Source organism: Sphingomonas sp. SORGH_AS_0789 (genome assembly GCF_031453055.1).
GTDB lineage: Bacteria > Pseudomonadota > Alphaproteobacteria > Sphingomonadales > Sphingomonadaceae > Sphingomonas.
On the sequence record NZ_JAVIYV010000001.1, the window covers coordinates 510,908 to 526,555 of the forward strand.

Genomic DNA, 15,648 nt, shown 5'->3' on the forward strand with positions numbered 1-15,648 from the left:
GACGTCGCCCGCCCCACCGCCTATCTCCATCCCATGAAAAAACCCCAGCCGGGTCTGCCGACCCGTGAGCAAATCCTCGCCTTCATCGAACAGTCGGACCAGCCGGCGGGCAAGCGCGAGATCGCACGCGCCTTTGGCCTGTCCGCGCAGGAGAAGATCGGGCTGAAGGCGCTGCTCAAGGACATGGCCGACGAAGGGCTGATCGACAGCGCGCCGGGTCGCGCCTTCCACAAGATGGGCGGCTTGCCCAAGGTGACGGTGCTGCGCGTCGTCGATGTCGATGACGGCGGCAATGTCTGGGGCCAGCCGGAACGCTGGGAAGCGGACGGCGTGCCCATCCCCCGCCTGCGCATCCGCGAACGCAAGCGTGGGCAACTTGGCATCGGCCAGCGGGTGCTGGCGCGCACCGAGGAAGCGGGCGGCGGCTGGATCGCGCATGTCATGAAGACGATCGCGCCCGCCTCCGAACAGGTGCTGGGCGTGTTGCGCGAGGAAGCGGGGCGTTTCTGGCTGACCTCCGTCGACAAGAAGGACCGGCGCGAGATGATGGTGTCGGACACCGGCGGCGCGGAAGCGGGCGACCTGGTGCTGGCCGAGAAGGCGGGCCGCCCGCCGCGCATCACCGCAAAGGTGGTCGAGCGGCTGGGCGATCCCTTCGCCCCGCGCAGCTTCTCGCTGATCGCGATCCACAAGTTCGAGATTCCCGACCGCTTCCAGCCCGAAACGCTGGAGGAAGCCGAGCGGGTCGCGCGCCAGCCACTGGGCGACGACCGCGAGGATTTGCGCGACCTGCCGATCGTCGCGATCGATCCGGTCGACGCGCGCGACCATGACGATGCGGTCTGGGCCGCACCCGACGACGATCCCGCCAATCCCGAGGGCTGGCGCGCCATCGTCGCGATCGCGGACGTCAGCTTCTATGTCCGTCCCGGCTCGGCGATCGACAAGGATGCGCGGCGGCGGGGCAATTCGGTCTATTTCCCCGACCGGGTCGTGCCGATGCTGCCCGAGATCCTGTCGGCGGATGTCTGTTCGCTGAAGGAAGGCGAGGACCGCGCCGCGCTCGCCTGTCACTTGCAGGTGACGAAGGACGGCAAGCTCAAGGGCTTCCGCTTCACCCGCGCGGTGGTGCGGCTGGCAGCGAACATCGCCTATGAAGACGCGCAGGCCGCGATCGACGGCGAGCTGTCGCATCCGCTGACCGAGACGGCGCTGCGGCCGCTCTGGGACTGCTGGGCCGCGCTCGCCAAGGCACGCGATGCGCGCGAGCCGCTCGACCTCGACCTGCCCGAGCGGCGGGTGGTGCTCGACCAGAATGGCCGCATCCTGTCGGTCGCGCCGCGCGCGCGGCTGGATGCGCACCGGCTGATCGAGGATTACATGATCGCCGCCAATGTCGCCGCCGCCAAGGCGCTGGAGGCGAAGAAGGCACCCGTGATGTACCGCGTCCATGAGGTGCCTAGCCGCACCAAGCTGGTCGCGCTGAAGGAGTATCTCGAAACCTTCGACATCCCCTTTGCGATGGGACAGGTGATCCGCCCGGCGACCTTCAACCGGATCATCGACAAGATCGGCGACGCGGACTTCAAACCGCAGGTGATGGAGCAGATCCTCCGCTCGCAGACCCAGGCCTATTATGCGCCAGTCAATCAGGGGCATTTCGGCCTGTCGCTGGGCTCCTATGCGCATTTCACCTCGCCGATCCGGCGCTATGCCGACCTCGTCGTCCACCGCGCGCTGGTGGGGGCGTACAAGCTGGGCGATGGCGGGTTGCTGCCCGAGGGCGAGGAGATGGAGCGGCTGGGCACGTCGATCAGCCAATATGAGCGCCGCGCAATGGAGGCGGAGCGCGAGACGATCGACCGCTATGTCGCGGCGTACCTCGCCGAGCATGTCGGCCAGGTGGTCGAGACCCGGATCACCGGCGTCACCAATTTCGGCTTCTTCGCGACCGTCGACGGGGTGGGCGGCGACGGGCTGATGCCGATCCGCGATCTGGGCGGCGATTATTTCCATTATGACGAAGGCTCGCAGCAACTGCTCGGCGAGAAGACCCGCGAAATCTACAAGCTGGGCCAGCGCCTGCCGCTGCGCCTGGCGGAGGCGAACCCGGTGTCGGGCGCGCTGCGCTTCGAACTCCCCGACGGCAAGGGCGCCAAGCCCGAACCGCGCCGCGTGCTGAAGCGGCGTGGGCGGCCTGCGAACATCCGCCACAACGGCAAGCGCCGCTGATCCATTCCTCCCCTGCAAGGGGAGGTGGCGCGCGAAGCGCGACGGAGGGGTGTCCCGCTACCGAAAGGGGGCACCCCCCTCCACCACGCCCCGCATGGTCCCCCTCCCCTGACCGGGAAGGAAAAGCTGGGATCGCTCCCCCGCCCCCATGCGTACCTCCCCCAAAGGAGACACGCGCATGGGCAATATGGTGGACGGCGTCTGGCACGCCGACGGGCTGTTCAAGTCGGACGAGAAGGGCAGCTTCAAGCGCCCGGACTCGGGCTTCCGCGACTGGGTGACGGCGGACGGAGGCCCCGGCCCCGACGGCCAGCCCGGCCACCGGGCCGAGCCGGGGCGCTATCATCTCTATGTCTCTTATGCCTGTCCCTGGGCGCACCGGACAATGATCGTTCGGGCGCTGAAGGGACTGGAGTCGATGATCGACCTGTCGGTGGTCGACCCGCTGATGCGCGAGAATGGCTGGACCTTCGCAACGACACGGGGCGGGACCGGCGATAGGCTGCACGGCGCGGACTATCTGTGGCAACTCTATGCCCGCGCGCGCGACGGCTATAGCGGCAAGGTGACGGTGCCCGTCCTGTGGGACAAGGACCGCGACACGATCGTCAGCAACGAATCCGCCGAGATCATCCGCATGCTGAACGGCGCGTTCGACGGGCTGGGCGCGCTGGAGGGCGACTATTACCCGCCCGCCCTGCGCGGCGAGATCGATGCGATCAATGACACCGTCTATGACCGGGTGAATAACGGCGTCTACAAATGCGGCTTCGCCAAGAGCCAGGAGGCCTATGACGCGGCGGTCGCCCCGCTATTCGCCGAACTCGATACGCTGGAGGAGCGGCTGACGGGTCGAGACTGGCTGGTCGGCGACCGGATGACCGAGGCGGATATCCGGCTGTTCACCACGCTCGTCCGCTTCGACGCGGTCTATCACGGCCATTTCAAATGCAATGTCCGCCGGGTGCAGGACTATCCGGCGCTGGAGGCCCTGCTGGAGCGGATGCTGGCCATTCCGGCGATCGCGGAGACGGTGCATCTGGATCACATCAAGACGCATTATTACGCCAGCCATCTGGAGTTGAACCCGACCGGCATCGTGCCCGCCGGGCCGGACCTGCCCTGGGCGGGATTGGTGCGAGGCTAGCCCTTCTTCTTAAGCCCCTCCCGCAGGCGGGAGGGGTTTGGGGAGGGCATGGTGTCTCGCAGAGACCATCGCCTGGGGCCCTCCCTCCCCCATCCCCTCCCGCTTGCGGGAGGGGCGTGCCAGGATCAATACGCCCGGCCGATCAGCACCCGCTCCACCCCCGCGCGGCCGGTGAAGATGCAGGGGCCGTCATCGCAACCCGTCTGGCCCATCGGCGCGTTGCGGATGGTCAGCTTCAAGCCCTTCAGCTTCTCGACCACCTGCTCCAGTTCCTCGCCGGTCGGCTTGGCCCAGCGGACATCGACCCAGCCGGGGTTCTTTACGCCGTCGGCGAAATGCGCCTCGACGCCCGCCCAGTCGTCGACGGGGACGATCTGTGCCTTCAGCCGCTCGGCCGACTGGCGGTGGAGTTCGCCCTGGATGTCGACCAGCAGCGCCTCGACGCCCGACACGAAATCGCCGCGCGGGCTCACGACCGAGTCGAGCTTGCCGTCCTCGCGGTACAGCCGGTCGCGACGGATCACCGAGACGTTGCCGCCCGCCATGTCGCGGCCACCGACCTCGATGATGACCGGCGCGCCCTTCTTGACCCAGCCCCAGCGCTTGTTGGCAGCCTTTTGGGCGCGCGCATCGACCATGGCGCGGATCGGCTCGCCAAGCGCAGACTGGCCCACCAGTTCCTTTTGCAGATCGCGGCAATAGGCGAGCAGCGCCTCGTCCTCGGGCTGGTCGCGCAGCATCGGCACGATCACCACCTGCCACGGCGCGACCTTGGGTGGCACGCGCATACCGTCATCGTCGCCGTGGACCATGATCATCGCGCCGATCGTGCGCGTGGTCATGCCCCAGCTGGTGGTCTGGGCATAATCCAGTCCGCCTTCGGCATTCTGGAAACGGATATTCTGCGCCTTGGCGAAATTGTCGCCCAGGAAATGGCTGGTCGCGGTCTGAAGCGCCTTGCCGTCCTGCATCATCGCCTCGATCGAATAGGTCGAGACCGCGCCGGGGAAGCGCTCATTCTCGGGCTTCTCGCCCGCGATGACATGGACGCCCAGGCAATCCTCGGCAAAGCTGCGATAGACTTCCAGCATCTGCAGCGTCTCGGCGCGCGCCTCGTCTACCGTCGCATGGGCAGTATGCCCCTCCTGCCACAGGAATTCGGCGGTGCGCAGGAACATGCGGGTGCGCATTTCCCAGCGGACAACGTTCGCCCACTGGTTGATCAGCACCGGCAGGTCGCGCCACGACTGGACCCAGCGGGCAAAGGCGGTGCCGATCACCGTTTCCGAGGTCGGGCGCACGACCAAAGGCTCTTCCAGCTTGGCCTCGGGATCGGGGACCAGCCCACCCTTGCCGTCCGCGATCAGCCGGTGATGCGTGACGACCGCCATTTCCTTGGCGAAGCCGTCGACATGCTCGGCCTCCTTTTCGAAATAGGACAGCGGGATGAACAGCGGGAAATAGCAATTCTCATGCCCCGTCGCCTTGATCCGGTCGTCGAGCAGCCGCTGAATGCGCTCCCATATGCCATAGCCCCAGGGGCGGATGACCATGCAGCCCCGGACGCCCGATTCCTCGGCCAGATCGCCCTCGGCGATGACGGACTGATACCAGGCGGAGAAATCCGCGTCGCGGGTGACGGACAGAGCGTGCTTCATGCCCGCCCGATAGCGGCAAAGACCCGGTTTCGCCAAGCCGCTACGCACCGCAGGGCATCGACAATCAGAAAAGCAGGAAAATCCAGGACCAGGACAGGATCGTAATGAACAGGATGACCAAAAGGGCCATTCTTGGCTTCATCCGCCCGTTGTCGCGCACGACTTCATCAGTCTTTTTCGATAGATGCGAACCATATTCACCATCCCTTCCTTGCGAACGCGCCGACAAGTCGTGAATGTCCACGCGCCCTTCATGCTGATCGATCATATCCCCCGCCGCTCATCTCTGGTATGAAAACAAGGATGTATGGCATAATGGCCATATGTCATCGCCGTCATCATAAGCGGCCGGATATTGCGTCTACATCATCCATTTGTGGTATGTCGCGTAAAGGAATTTCCGATAGCGACCGCTTCATGGTCGACCCAAGGCTTTTGGACGAAATATATGCGACGGTTGCGGATCCCAATCGCTGGCCGCAACTTCTCGAAAATCTCTCGAGACACTTTGGCGCTCGCTGCGCCTGCCTGTTTGCCACTTCGGAATGGCAGAATTTATTCATCATGTCATTGAGACATGATGATTTCTTCCAGCGCTATATCGATCAGGGGTGGATGGAACCCAATGTCAGAGCCGCGCCGCTCGTCGCCGAACACGCGCCCCGGTTCCGTACCGACAGCGACCTGCATCATCCGGACATGATGGCCACTCTGCCGGTCTATCGCGACTTTCTGATCCCCGAGGGATATGCGATCGGCGCCGGAACCGTCATCCAAGGCGTGGCGGACAAGATGATCACCGTCACGCTGGAAGGTTTTGCCAGCGAAGCCAGTGCCCGCGCCGCCCTGCCTCAGCTGGATCGGCTGCGCCCTCATCTGGCGCGCGCGGCCAGCCTTTCGATGCAGATGAACCAGGTCGCCGCCCAGGCGACGGTCGATGCGCTCGACCTGCTGAACACCCCCGCCGCCGTCATCGAACGCAGCGGACGGCTGCGCGCCCATAACCGACAATTCGAGGTCGGGATGGGCGATCGTATCACGACGTTCCAGGGGCGGATTCGCTTTCGGAACACCGCCATCGATGCCAAGATCCGAAGGGCATTGGCCGCCAGCCGCACCGATGCGGTGGTCAGCGCGACGATCCTGCTGGACGCGCATGCCATGATGCCGCCCTGTGCCCTCCACTTCATCCCGCTACGCCAAATGGCCAGGTCACGTTTCGACGCCGACGGCTTCATCATCATCGCCGCCGATCCTGCCAACCGGTCCGTCCCGAAGGCGGGGCTGCTCAAACTGCTGTTCGACCTGACCCCGGCGGAGGCGATGCTGGCGGTCGAACTGGCGGCCGGTCGATCGCTGCAGGAGGCGGCGATCATCCGCGGCATCAGCTATGCGACCGCGCGCACGCATTTGCGCTCCATATTCGGCAAGATCGGCTGCACCCGCCAAAGCGAACTGGTTGCCATGCTCTGCCACCCCGCCCTGTCGGTGGGCCAGGCCACGCCATAGCCCGGTGCCGGGCGACCGCAGACCAGCCTCGCCCATTGCCGTTTATGAAATGCTCTTCTAAGCGCAGGGTCATGACCGGCGACCGCGTGCTCAAAGGCATCGGCCTGCGCCTGATCGCCATCTTCTTCCTGTCGACCATGTCGGCGCTCGTGAAGCTGGCCGAGTCGCGTGGGGCGACCTTGTCCGAAACCATGTTCTTTCGACAGCTTTGCGCGCTGCCGGTCGTGCTCGCCTTCGTCATGGCGGGGCCGGGGCTGGCGTCGCTGCGCACCACCCGGTTGAAGGGTCATGCCAAGCGGGCGATGGTCGGGCTGGTCGGCATGGTCTTCACCTTTGGCGCGGTGATGCTGCTGCCGCTGGCTGAGGCGACGACCTTCCAGTTCACCGTGCCGATCTTCGCCACCTTGCTCGGCGCGCTGGTGCTGGGGGAGAAGACCGGGCTGCAACGGTGGAGCGCGGTGCTGGTCGGCTTTGCGGGCGTGCTGCTCGTCGTGCGGCCGGGGGCGAGCGACATGTCGATGTTCGGGGCGGGCGTCGGGTTGATGGCGGCGATGTTCGTGGCGATCGTCGCGATCGTGCTGCGCCAGTTGCGCGACGAGCCCGCGACCACGACCGTCTTCTACTTCACCATCCTGACCCTGCCCTTCATCGCCCTGCCCTATGCCTTCCATCTGAAGATGCATGATCCGCTGACCTGGGTGGTGCTCGTCTCGATCGGGCTGGCGGGCGGCATGGGGCAGCTGGCGCTGACCGGCGCATCGCGGCTGGCCCCCGTCGCCGCCGTCGTGCCGATGGACTATTCGGGGCTGATCTGGGCGACCGTCTATGGCTGGCTGATCTTCGGGGCCTTGCCCACGGCCGGAACCTGGCTGGGCGCCCCGGTCATCATCGCCAGCGGACTGTTCATCGTCTGGCGCGAGCAGCGGCTGGGCAAGCAACAGACGATCTCCGCCGCCGCGGAAGATTGACATTATTCCTGCCCTGCAAGGGGGGGTGGCAGGCCGAAGGCCTGACGGAGGGGTGTCCCGCCATCGACAGGGCGACACCCCTCCGACGCGCTGCGCGCGCCACCTCCCCTTGCAGGGGAGGACTTATTTACCGCACCTCCCACCGCGTGGGCGCATTTTCCTGCCACCCGGCCCGATGGAGCAACGGAGTATCGTCGTCCCACTCGGCATGACCCAAGCACAGATAGGCGGCGAAGCTCCAGTCCTCCGGCACCTCGAAGATCCGCTCCATGGCGGCGGGGTCGAGGATCGAGACCATTCCCATGCCCAGATTGGCCGCCCGCGCCGCCAGCCAGAGCGTGTGGATGGCCATCGCGGTCGACTGGCGCAGCGTCTCGGGCATGGTGCGACGGCCCAAGCCGTGCCCCTCCGCCGGATCGACATGGGTGAAGACCGCCAACTGGACCGGCGCGGCGTCCAGGCCCGCCAGTTTCAGCGCGCGATACGCCGCAGCCTGTTCGTCGGCATAATCGGCCGCCGCCTCTCCGTCGCAGCGTCGGAAATCGGCGCGGACGGCGGCGCGCAATACGGGGTCCTCGACGCGGATCACCCGCCATGGCCGGGCATTGCCGACCGAGGGGGCCAGCGCCATCGCCTCGGCCAGCCGCAGCAGCACCGCCTCGTCGACTGGATCGGTGCGGAAATGGCGGACGTCGCGGCGCCAGCGCAGGATCGTCTCCAGCGTCGTCGCGTCGCTTGTGTCAAAGCGCATGCTGGTCCCTTTTTCGCCCCGGAGCATCCTGCCCCGCTTGCGCGTTGCAGCACCAGGCTTCAATCGATTTATCTGTCATGAAGAAGGAGACCAAACGGCTGTGAGCGAACGGAAATTGATGCTGCTCGGCTGGATCGCGACCGCCACGGCGGTGGCCATGTACCTGTCCTATATCGACCAGATCCAACTCAACCTGGCGGGACAAAAGGGTTCGGTGATTCAGCCGCTGGCGACGATGGTGAACTGCTCGCTCTGGGTCGCCTATGGGTTTTTGCGCGAGAAGCGGGATTGGCCGATCGTCTTCGCCAATGCGCCCGGCGTAATCTTGGGCGGGATTTGCCTGTTTACCGCGCTCTAGCGATGTCGCCCCAGCGAAGGCTGGGGCCTTTGGCGACGGCAGCTGACGATCGCCAGAGATCCCGGCCTGCGCCGGGATGACGATGCCCCCGCGCCACCGCTCGGGCGGCGCGGGGAACAGCCGATCAGGCCGCCTTGTCCTTCCACACCAGCACGGGCTTGCGCGCTGCCAGCGTCTCGTCGAGGCGCGCGCGCGGCGCGAAGTGCGGCGCGGTCTTGAGCGACGGATCGCCCGCCTTGGCCCGCTCCGCCACCGACGCCAGCGCGCCGATGAACTGATCGAGCGCGGCCTTGGATTCGGTTTCGGTCGGCTCGACCAGCATCGCGCCGTGGACGACCAGCGGGAAATACATGGTCATCGGGTGGAAGCCCTCGTCGATCAGCGCCTTGGCGACGTCGATCGTCGAGAAGCCCTCGGCCAGCCCCTCGTCCGAGAAGATGGCTTCGTGCATGCACGGGCCGCTCTTGGCGAAGGGGGCGTCGAGCGTGTTTTCCAGCGAGCGCAGGACATAGTTGGCGTTGAGCACCGCATCCTCGGCGACCTGACGCAGGCCGTCCGCGCCGTGGCTGAGGATATAGGTCAGCGCGCGGGTGAACATGCCCATCTGGCCGTGGAAGGCGACCATGCGGCCGAAGCTGTCCGCATGATGGTCCTCGGCATTCTCTTCCTCGACCAGGCGGAAGCCCTCGCCCGTCTTCTCGACGAAGGGCAAAGGCGCGAACGGAGTCAGCGCTTCCGAGAACACCACCGGCCCCGAACCCGGCCCGCCGCCGCCATGCGGGGTCGAGAAGGTCTTGTGCAGGTTGATGTGCATCGCATCGACGCCCAGGTCGCCCGGACGCACGCGCCCGACGATGGCGTTGAAGTTCGCGCCGTCGCAATAGACATAGCCGCCCGCCGCATGGACCGCGTCGGAAATGTCCTTCAGGTCACGCTCGAACAGACCGCAGGTGTTCGGGTTGGTGATCATCACGCCCGCCACGTCCGGCCCCAACCGCGCCTTCAGCGCCGCGGTATCGACGCGGCCATCGGCGGTCGCGGGGATGTCCTCGACCGAGAAGCCCGCGAACGCCGCCGTCGCCGGGTTGGTGCCGTGCGCTGATTCGGGGACCAGGATCACCTTGCGATGACCCTCGCCGCGCTTCTCCAGCGCCGCCTTGATCGCCAGGATGCCGCACAGCTCGCCATGCGCGCCCGCCTTGGGGCTCATCGCGACCGAGGTCATGCCGGTCAGCGTGACCAGCCAGTGCGCCAGCTGGTGAATGACCTCCAGCGCACCCTGCACCGTGTCGACGGGCTGGAGCGGGTGAACGTCGCTGAAGCCCGGCAACCGCGCCATCTTCTCGTTCAGGCGCGGATTGTGCTTCATCGTGCACGAACCCAGCGGGAACAGGCCCAGATCGATCGCGTAATTCTGACGCGACAGACGGGTATAGTGGCGGACCGTCTCCGGCTCCGACAGGCCCGGCAGGCCGATCGGCGCCTTGCGGCTCAGATCACCCAGGCGCGAACCCGCGACATCGCCCTCGGCGAAATCGACGCCGGTCGTCTCGGCATCGCCAATCTCGAAGATCAGCTTTTCTTCCAGCATCAGCGCGCGGTTGCCGGTGAAGGTCGCGCTGACCTCGCCGTCCTTGGCTTCGGGGCTCGTGGGCTTCCAGCCGCTCTGGTTGATCGTCATGCCAGCACCTCCTCAAGCGCTTGGGCAAGCGTCTCGATATCCTCCGCCGTCACCGTCTCGGTGACCGCCACCACCAGTCCGTTCGCGAGCGCGTCCTCGCCCGGATAGAGCCGGCCGAGCGACACGCCCGCCAGCACGCCGCGCTCGGCGAGCGTCCGCACGATCGGACGCGCCTCGCGGCCCAGGTCCAGCGTGAACTCGTTGAAGAACACGTCGTTGACCAGCTTGACGCCGGGCACCTTGGCCAGACGGTCCGCCGCGCGGCAGGCGTTTGCGTGGTTGATCCCCGCCATCCGGCGCAGACCCGCCTCGCCCAGCAGCGTCATGTGGATCGAGAAGGCGAGCGCGCACAGCCCCGAATTGGTGCAGATGTTCGACGTCGCCTTTTCGCGGCGGATATGCTGCTCGCGGGTCGACAGCGTCAGCACGAAACCGCGCTTGCCGTCCGCGTCCACCGTCTCGCCACAGAAGCGGCCGGGCATCTGGCGGATATACTTATCCTTGCAGCCCATCAGGCCCACGTAAGGACCACCGAACTGAAGCCCGACGCCCAGCGACTGGCCTTCGCCGACGACGATGTCGGCGTCCATCTCGCCGGGTGCGCGGATCGCGCCCAGCGCGACCGGCTCGGTCACGACGGCGATCAGCAGCGCCTTCTTGGCGTGGCAGGCCTCGGCCAGCGGGGTCAGGTCGGCGATGCGGCCGAGAATATCCGGATACTGGACGACGACGCAGGACGTATCGCCGTCGATCGCCGCGATCATCTGGTCGATATCCGTCTCGGCGGTCAGGACGGGCGCGGCCGTCTCCAGTGTGTCGCCGGTGTACTTCGCCATCGTCTTGGCGACCGAGACGTAATGCGGGTGCAGGCCCGAGGACAGGATCGCCTTGGACTTCTTGGTGATGCGCCGCGCCATGCCGATCGCTTCCCAGCAGGCGGTCGAGCCGTCATACATCGAGGCGTTGGCGACATCGGTGCCGAGCAGACGCGCGACCTGCGTCTGGAACTCGAACAGCATCTGCAACGTGCCCTGCGCGATTTCCGGCTGATAGGGCGTGTAGGCGGTCAGGAACTCGCCGCGCTGGATCAGGTGATCGACGCTGGCGGGGACATGATGGCGGTACGCGCCGCAGCCCAGGAAGAAGGGCACATCGCCCGCCACGGTGTTCTTGCGAGCGAGCGCGGTCATGTGCCGCTCGACCGCCAGTTCTGAGGCGTGGTTGGGCAGTCCCTCGATGGGGCCGGACAGGCGGGCGGATTCGGGCACGTCGACGAACAGGTCGTCGACCGATCCCGCGCCGATGACCGAGAGCATCTCGGCCCGGTCGGAAGAGGTAAGGGGCAGGTAGCGCATGCGTTCCATTTCTCCGCCCTCCTCTTCGCCCCCGCCGCCGAGCGGAGGGCTTCTTCTTCTCCCCTCCCGCAGGCGGGAGGGGCCGGGGGAGGGCACCCGGCTTCGGCAGGCGATGTCGCTGGAGGAGATCGAGTCCCCTCCCCCGGCCCCTCCCGCCTGCGGGAGGGGAGGAAGAAGGCCCCTCCCCTAATGAGGGAGGGGCTTTAAATCACAGCTTCGCGACGAACGCGGCGTAGGCGGTTTCGTCCATCAGGCCGTCCAGCTCCGACGCGTCCGACAGGGTGATCTTGAAGAACCAGCCCTCGCCTTCGGGATCGGTGTTGACCAGCGCGGGCTCGTCTGACAGCTGGGCATTGCCCTCGATCACGGTGCCCGAGACGGGCGCATAGACGTCCGAGGCGGCCTTGACCGACTCGACCACGGCGGCCTCGTCGCCCTTGGACAGCGCGCGGCCTTCCTCGGGGACGTCGACGAACACGATGTCGCCCAGCGCGCCCTGCGCGTAATCGGAGATGCCGACCGTGCCGACATCACCGTCGACGTCGATCCACTCATGATCTTCGGTGAAATAGCGGCTCATGGTCACTTGGCTCCTGAACGAACGTAACGATGGGGGACGAACGGCATGGCCGTGACGGTGGCGTCATGGGTCTTGCCGCGCTGAAGCAGTTTGAGGGCCGTGCCGGGCGTCGCCAGCTCGGTGGGGACATAGGCCATGGCGATCGGCGCGCCCATCGAGGGGGCAAAGCCGCCGCTGGTGACGCGACCGATGACCGATCCGTCCTCGGCGACCACCGACGCGCCCTCGCGCACCGGCTGGCGGCCCGCGACGGTCAGGCCGACGCGCTTGACGGCGGGGCCGTTCTCGCGCTCGGCGAGGATACGCCCGGCCCCCAGGAAATCGGCCGCCTCGCGGCGCTTCTTGGCGAGCGCGAAGCCCAGATCGGCCATCACCGGCGTCGTCTCGGGGTCAAGGTCATGGCCGTAGAGCGGCAGCCCCGCCTCCAGACGCAGCGAGTCGCGCGCGCCCAGGCCGATCGGCTTCACTTCCGCCTGCTCGCAAAGCACGTCGGCGAATGCGGCGGCATGCTCGGCGGGAATCGAGATTTCGTAACCGTCCTCGCCGGTATAGCCCGAGCGGCTGATCCACAGCGGCACGTCGTTCCACACGAAGTCGGCGGCGGTCATGAACACCAGAGCCTCGACGCCCGGCACGATCCGCGACAGCGCATCGACCGCCTTGGGCCCCTGGAGCGCCAGCAGCGCCTGCTCGTCGAGCAGGTTCAGCGTCGCATCGTCGGGGATGAAGTCGAGCAGATAGGCGATGTCGTCATATTTGGTCGCGCCGTTGACGACCATGTAGAGTTCCTCGGCACCGTCCAGGGTGCGCTTGGTCACCATCAGGTCGTCGAGGATGCCGCCCTCTTCGTTCAGCAGCAGCGAATAGCGATTCTTACGATCGCCAAGGCCGGTGATGTCGCCCGGCAGGACCTTTTCCAGCGCGGTGATGACCGGGGCAAGACCATTGTCGCCGGTGAAGACCACCTGGCCCATATGGCTGACGTCGAACAGCCCGGCCGACGCGCGGGTCCACAGATGCTCGGCCATGATGCCTTCATACTGGACCGGCATCTCATAGCCCGCGAACGGGACCATCCGCCCGCCGCGCGCGCGGTGCCAGGCGTCCAGCGGCAGCGTCTGGATGATCTCCTGACCCTCGGGGGCGTCTTCTACATTCAGGTCGGTTGCGTCGCTCACGGGGCCGGTCTCCGTCAAAAGGGTGTCGGCTAGGGACGCGTGTCTCCTACCCGATCCGATCCCCCTCTGTCACGGAACCTGAGAGCTTTCACCGGAATTTCCGGCTTACCCCTTCGGTGGCGCCGCGACCGGGGTCGAGGCGCGCTTTCCAGAGTGTCGATGGCGATCGCGCGGTCCCATTTGCCTGAGAGATTCCGGGGTGGTTGCTCCTTCGGCGGCCGGGTCTTGCCATCTGAAAGATGCACCCGGCGCTCTCCCGCGCGCGCCTATGTCGGACATGTCCGACATCGACGCCGCGCCCTCTGCCGACAGGGGGTGCCCAAGTCAATCGGGGAACAGTGGGGGATGCGATCAATCTTGTGGATTGTAGCCCTATTCCTCCCCTGCAAGGGGAGGTGGCAGGCCGAAGGCCTGACGGAGGGGTGTAACCCGCCGCGACGGCGTCCTGCACGCGCAAGCGGCGACACCCCTCCACCAGCTTCGCTGGTCCCCCTCCCCTTGCAGGGGAGGAATACGACGTTAGCGAGTCGCGTTATACTTCAGCTGCGCCTCGGTCAGCTGGAACCCGACCAGCGCCTCGAAGCTGGCGCTTGCCACCGCCTGGCGGATCTCGGGCTGGCTCAGCGGATCGACCGCCGCGTCCTCGTCGCCCGCCTTGCGGCGACGGGTCAGCTTTTCGCGGACCTCGTCGGGCAGGGTCGCGGCGGCGCGCGCGATGGTGGTGGAGGCCTCGCCCGCCACCTGGCCGCGCGCCTGGCCCGCGTCGAAATGGACCGACACGCGGCTCACCCGCTTGGCGACGACATTGGTCCCGCCGCGCACGATCGCGATATAATAGGGCAGCGTCACGTCGCGCGCCGCCGCCGTGTCGGTGCGCCGCGCCTCGACGTTGAAGGTCACGGTGGTGACGATGTCGCTGCCCACATCGGCGCAGGTCGAGCGGACATCGGTCATGTTGGCGACCAGATCGATCGCCCCCTCGTCGGTCGCGCCCGGCGTCTTGAACAGGGTCACGTCACCGGTGCCCGCCGCCACGCCCACCACCGGGCAGGCCGAGCGGACGGCGGTGATCCCGCCCGAGGCATCGATCTCACCGGTGCGGGCGCAGCCCCCCAGCACGAGCGCAAGGGCAACGGGCGCCAAGACGGAAACGGGGAGCGATGCTTTCACAGGTCGAAACGCCTATTCTGGATGCCGAAGCAGGATGCCGGTTTGGCCGCCAGCATAGGAACCGGGTTGGACGCGCGCAAGCAATGGCGTAGAGCCGCAGCATGACCGATGCCCCCAAGCCGCCGCTCGACCTGTTGATCGCCGCCCCGCGCGGCTTCTGTGCGGGCGTCGACCGCGCCATCCGCATCGTTGAGCTGGCGCTCGAAAAACATGGCGCCCCCGTCTATGTCCGGCACGAGATCGTCCACAACAAGTTCGTCGTCGACAGCCTGAAGGCCAAGGGCGCGATCTTCGTGGAGGAACTGGACGAGGTGCCGCCGCACGCGCATGTCGTCTTCTCCGCGCACGGGGTGCCCAAGTCGGTGCCCGCCGATGCCGAGAGCCGGGGCCTCGACTATCTCGACGCCACCTGCCCGCTGGTGTCCAAGGTCCATCGCCAGGCCGAGCGGCTGGTCGAGATGGGCCGCCACATCGTCTTCATCGGTCATGCCGGCCACCCTGAGGTCATCGGCACCTTCGGCCAGGTGCCGCCGGGCTCGATGTCGCTGGTCGAGACGGTCGCCGATGTCGAAGCCTTCACCCCCGCCGATCCCGACAATCTGGCGTTCCTGACCCAGACCACTCTGTCGGTCGACGACACCGCCGCGACGATCGATGCGCTCCAGCGCCGCTTCCCCAGCATCCAGGCGCCGCGTGGCGAGGATATCTGCTACGCCACCTCCAACCGCCAGGCCGCTGTCAAGGCGATCGCCGCCGAGTGCGACGCGGTGCTGGTGATCGGCGCGCCCAACTCGTCCAACTCGCTGCGGCTGGTCGAAGTGGCCGAGCGCGCGGGCAAGCGCGCGCAGCTGATCCAGCGCGCCGCCGATCTCGACTGGGCGTTCCTCGACGGGGTCAGGACGCTGGGCCTGACCGCCGGGGCCTCGGCGCCCGAGCTGCTGGTCCGCGAGCTGGTCGATCGTCTGTCCGAACGCTTCACCGTCACCGAACGCGAGGAAGAGACGACGCGCGAGACGATCGCGTTCAAGCTGCCGCGCGGTCTGGAAGCGGCCGCCTGAACC

General features: G+C 66.7%; 14 protein-coding genes and 1 riboswitch. Of the genes, 6 read left to right on the plus strand and 8 right to left on the minus strand.

Annotation, left to right across the window (positions count from 1 at the left end; all coding sequences use genetic code 11):
* Positions 1 to 33 precede the first annotated feature (33 nt).
* Positions 34 to 2,232, plus strand: coding sequence for a ribonuclease R (rnr, locus tag QE360_RS02250; protein ID WP_309698982.1), 2,199 nt, complete (start codon positions 34 to 36; stop codon positions 2,230 to 2,232).
* A 178-nt stretch (positions 2,233 to 2,410) separates the two neighbouring features.
* The gene (locus QE360_RS02255; RefSeq protein ID WP_309698985.1) at positions 2,411 to 3,379 is read left to right on the plus strand and encodes a glutathione S-transferase family protein; all 969 of its coding nucleotides are present in this window, start codon (positions 2,411 to 2,413) and stop codon (positions 3,377 to 3,379) included.
* Between the two features lie 125 nt (positions 3,380 to 3,504).
* Here the strand turns inward: QE360_RS02255 and proS are convergent, their stop codons facing one another.
* A complete protein-coding gene (gene proS, locus QE360_RS02260) occupies positions 3,505 to 5,037 on the minus strand; it encodes a proline--tRNA ligase (protein ID WP_309698987.1) in 1,533 nt (510 codons plus the stop codon).
* A gap of 64 nt (positions 5,038 to 5,101) precedes the next feature.
* Positions 5,102 to 5,305 (minus strand): hypothetical protein, encoded by a 204-nt coding sequence (locus tag QE360_RS02265; protein ID WP_309698988.1) that lies wholly within the window; start codon positions 5,303 to 5,305, stop codon positions 5,102 to 5,104.
* 113 nt (positions 5,306 to 5,418) lie between these two features.
* Here QE360_RS02265 and QE360_RS02270 point away from each other — a divergent pair, with 113 nt between their 5' ends.
* Together QE360_RS02270 and QE360_RS02275 are read left to right on the plus strand one after the other, a co-directional pair.
* Positions 5,419 to 6,546 carry a helix-turn-helix transcriptional regulator gene (locus QE360_RS02270; RefSeq protein ID WP_309698989.1) on the plus strand — a complete coding sequence of 376 codons (1,128 nt, stop codon included), beginning with the start codon at positions 5,419 to 5,421 and terminating at the stop codon, positions 6,544 to 6,546.
* Positions 6,547 to 6,617: 71 nt separating this feature from the next.
* Positions 6,618 to 7,514, plus strand: coding sequence for a DMT family transporter (locus QE360_RS02275; protein WP_307103186.1), 897 nt, complete (start codon positions 6,618 to 6,620; stop codon positions 7,512 to 7,514).
* 127 nt (positions 7,515 to 7,641) lie between these two features.
* Here QE360_RS02275 and bluB read toward each other — a convergent pair whose 3' ends face one another.
* Entirely contained in the window at positions 7,642 to 8,265 is a 624-nt protein-coding gene (gene bluB / locus QE360_RS02280; protein ID WP_309698991.1) for a 5,6-dimethylbenzimidazole synthase, read from the minus strand.
* A gap of 118 nt (positions 8,266 to 8,383) precedes the next feature.
* On the opposite strand from bluB, the gene QE360_RS02285 reads away from it, so the two are divergent.
* Positions 8,384 to 8,623 (plus strand): SemiSWEET family transporter, encoded by a 240-nt coding sequence (locus QE360_RS02285; RefSeq protein ID WP_042484722.1) that lies wholly within the window; start codon positions 8,384 to 8,386, stop codon positions 8,621 to 8,623.
* 124 nt (positions 8,624 to 8,747) lie between these two features.
* On the opposite strand, the gene gcvPB is transcribed toward QE360_RS02285, so the two are convergent.
* The 5 genes from gcvPB to QE360_RS02310 all read right to left on the minus strand — a co-directional run bounded on the left by gcvPB (position 8,748) and on the right by QE360_RS02310 (position 14,587).
* The gene (gene gcvPB / locus QE360_RS02290) at positions 8,748 to 10,304 is read right to left on the minus strand and encodes an aminomethyl-transferring glycine dehydrogenase subunit GcvPB (RefSeq protein ID WP_309698993.1); all 1,557 of its coding nucleotides are present in this window, start codon (positions 10,302 to 10,304) and stop codon (positions 8,748 to 8,750) included.
* Positions 10,301 to 11,659, minus strand: coding sequence for an aminomethyl-transferring glycine dehydrogenase subunit GcvPA (gene gcvPA / locus QE360_RS02295; protein ID WP_309698995.1), 1,359 nt, complete (start codon positions 11,657 to 11,659; stop codon positions 10,301 to 10,303). The genes gcvPB and gcvPA overlap by 4 nt, the downstream gene beginning before the upstream one ends.
* A 208-nt stretch (positions 11,660 to 11,867) precedes the next feature.
* Positions 11,868 to 12,239 carry a glycine cleavage system protein GcvH gene (gcvH, locus tag QE360_RS02300; protein WP_309698997.1) on the minus strand — a complete coding sequence of 124 codons (372 nt, stop codon included), beginning with the start codon at positions 12,237 to 12,239 and terminating at the stop codon, positions 11,868 to 11,870.
* A 2-nt stretch (positions 12,240 to 12,241) separates the two neighbouring features.
* Positions 12,242 to 13,417, minus strand: a complete 1,176-nt coding sequence (gene gcvT, locus QE360_RS02305) for a glycine cleavage system aminomethyltransferase GcvT (RefSeq protein WP_309698999.1) — start codon at positions 13,415 to 13,417, stop codon at positions 12,242 to 12,244.
* A 161-nt stretch (positions 13,418 to 13,578) separates the two neighbouring features.
* Positions 13,579 to 13,686, minus strand: a riboswitch (glycine riboswitch).
* A gap of 250 nt (positions 13,687 to 13,936) precedes the next feature.
* Positions 13,937 to 14,587 carry a hypothetical protein gene (locus tag QE360_RS02310; RefSeq protein ID WP_309699001.1) on the minus strand — a complete coding sequence of 217 codons (651 nt, stop codon included), beginning with the start codon at positions 14,585 to 14,587 and terminating at the stop codon, positions 13,937 to 13,939.
* A 101-nt stretch (positions 14,588 to 14,688) separates the two neighbouring features.
* Between QE360_RS02310 and ispH the strand changes: the two genes are divergently transcribed.
* Positions 14,689 to 15,645, plus strand: coding sequence for a 4-hydroxy-3-methylbut-2-enyl diphosphate reductase (ispH, locus tag QE360_RS02315; protein ID WP_309699003.1), 957 nt, complete (start codon positions 14,689 to 14,691; stop codon positions 15,643 to 15,645).
* Positions 15,646 to 15,648: the final 3 nt, after the last annotated feature.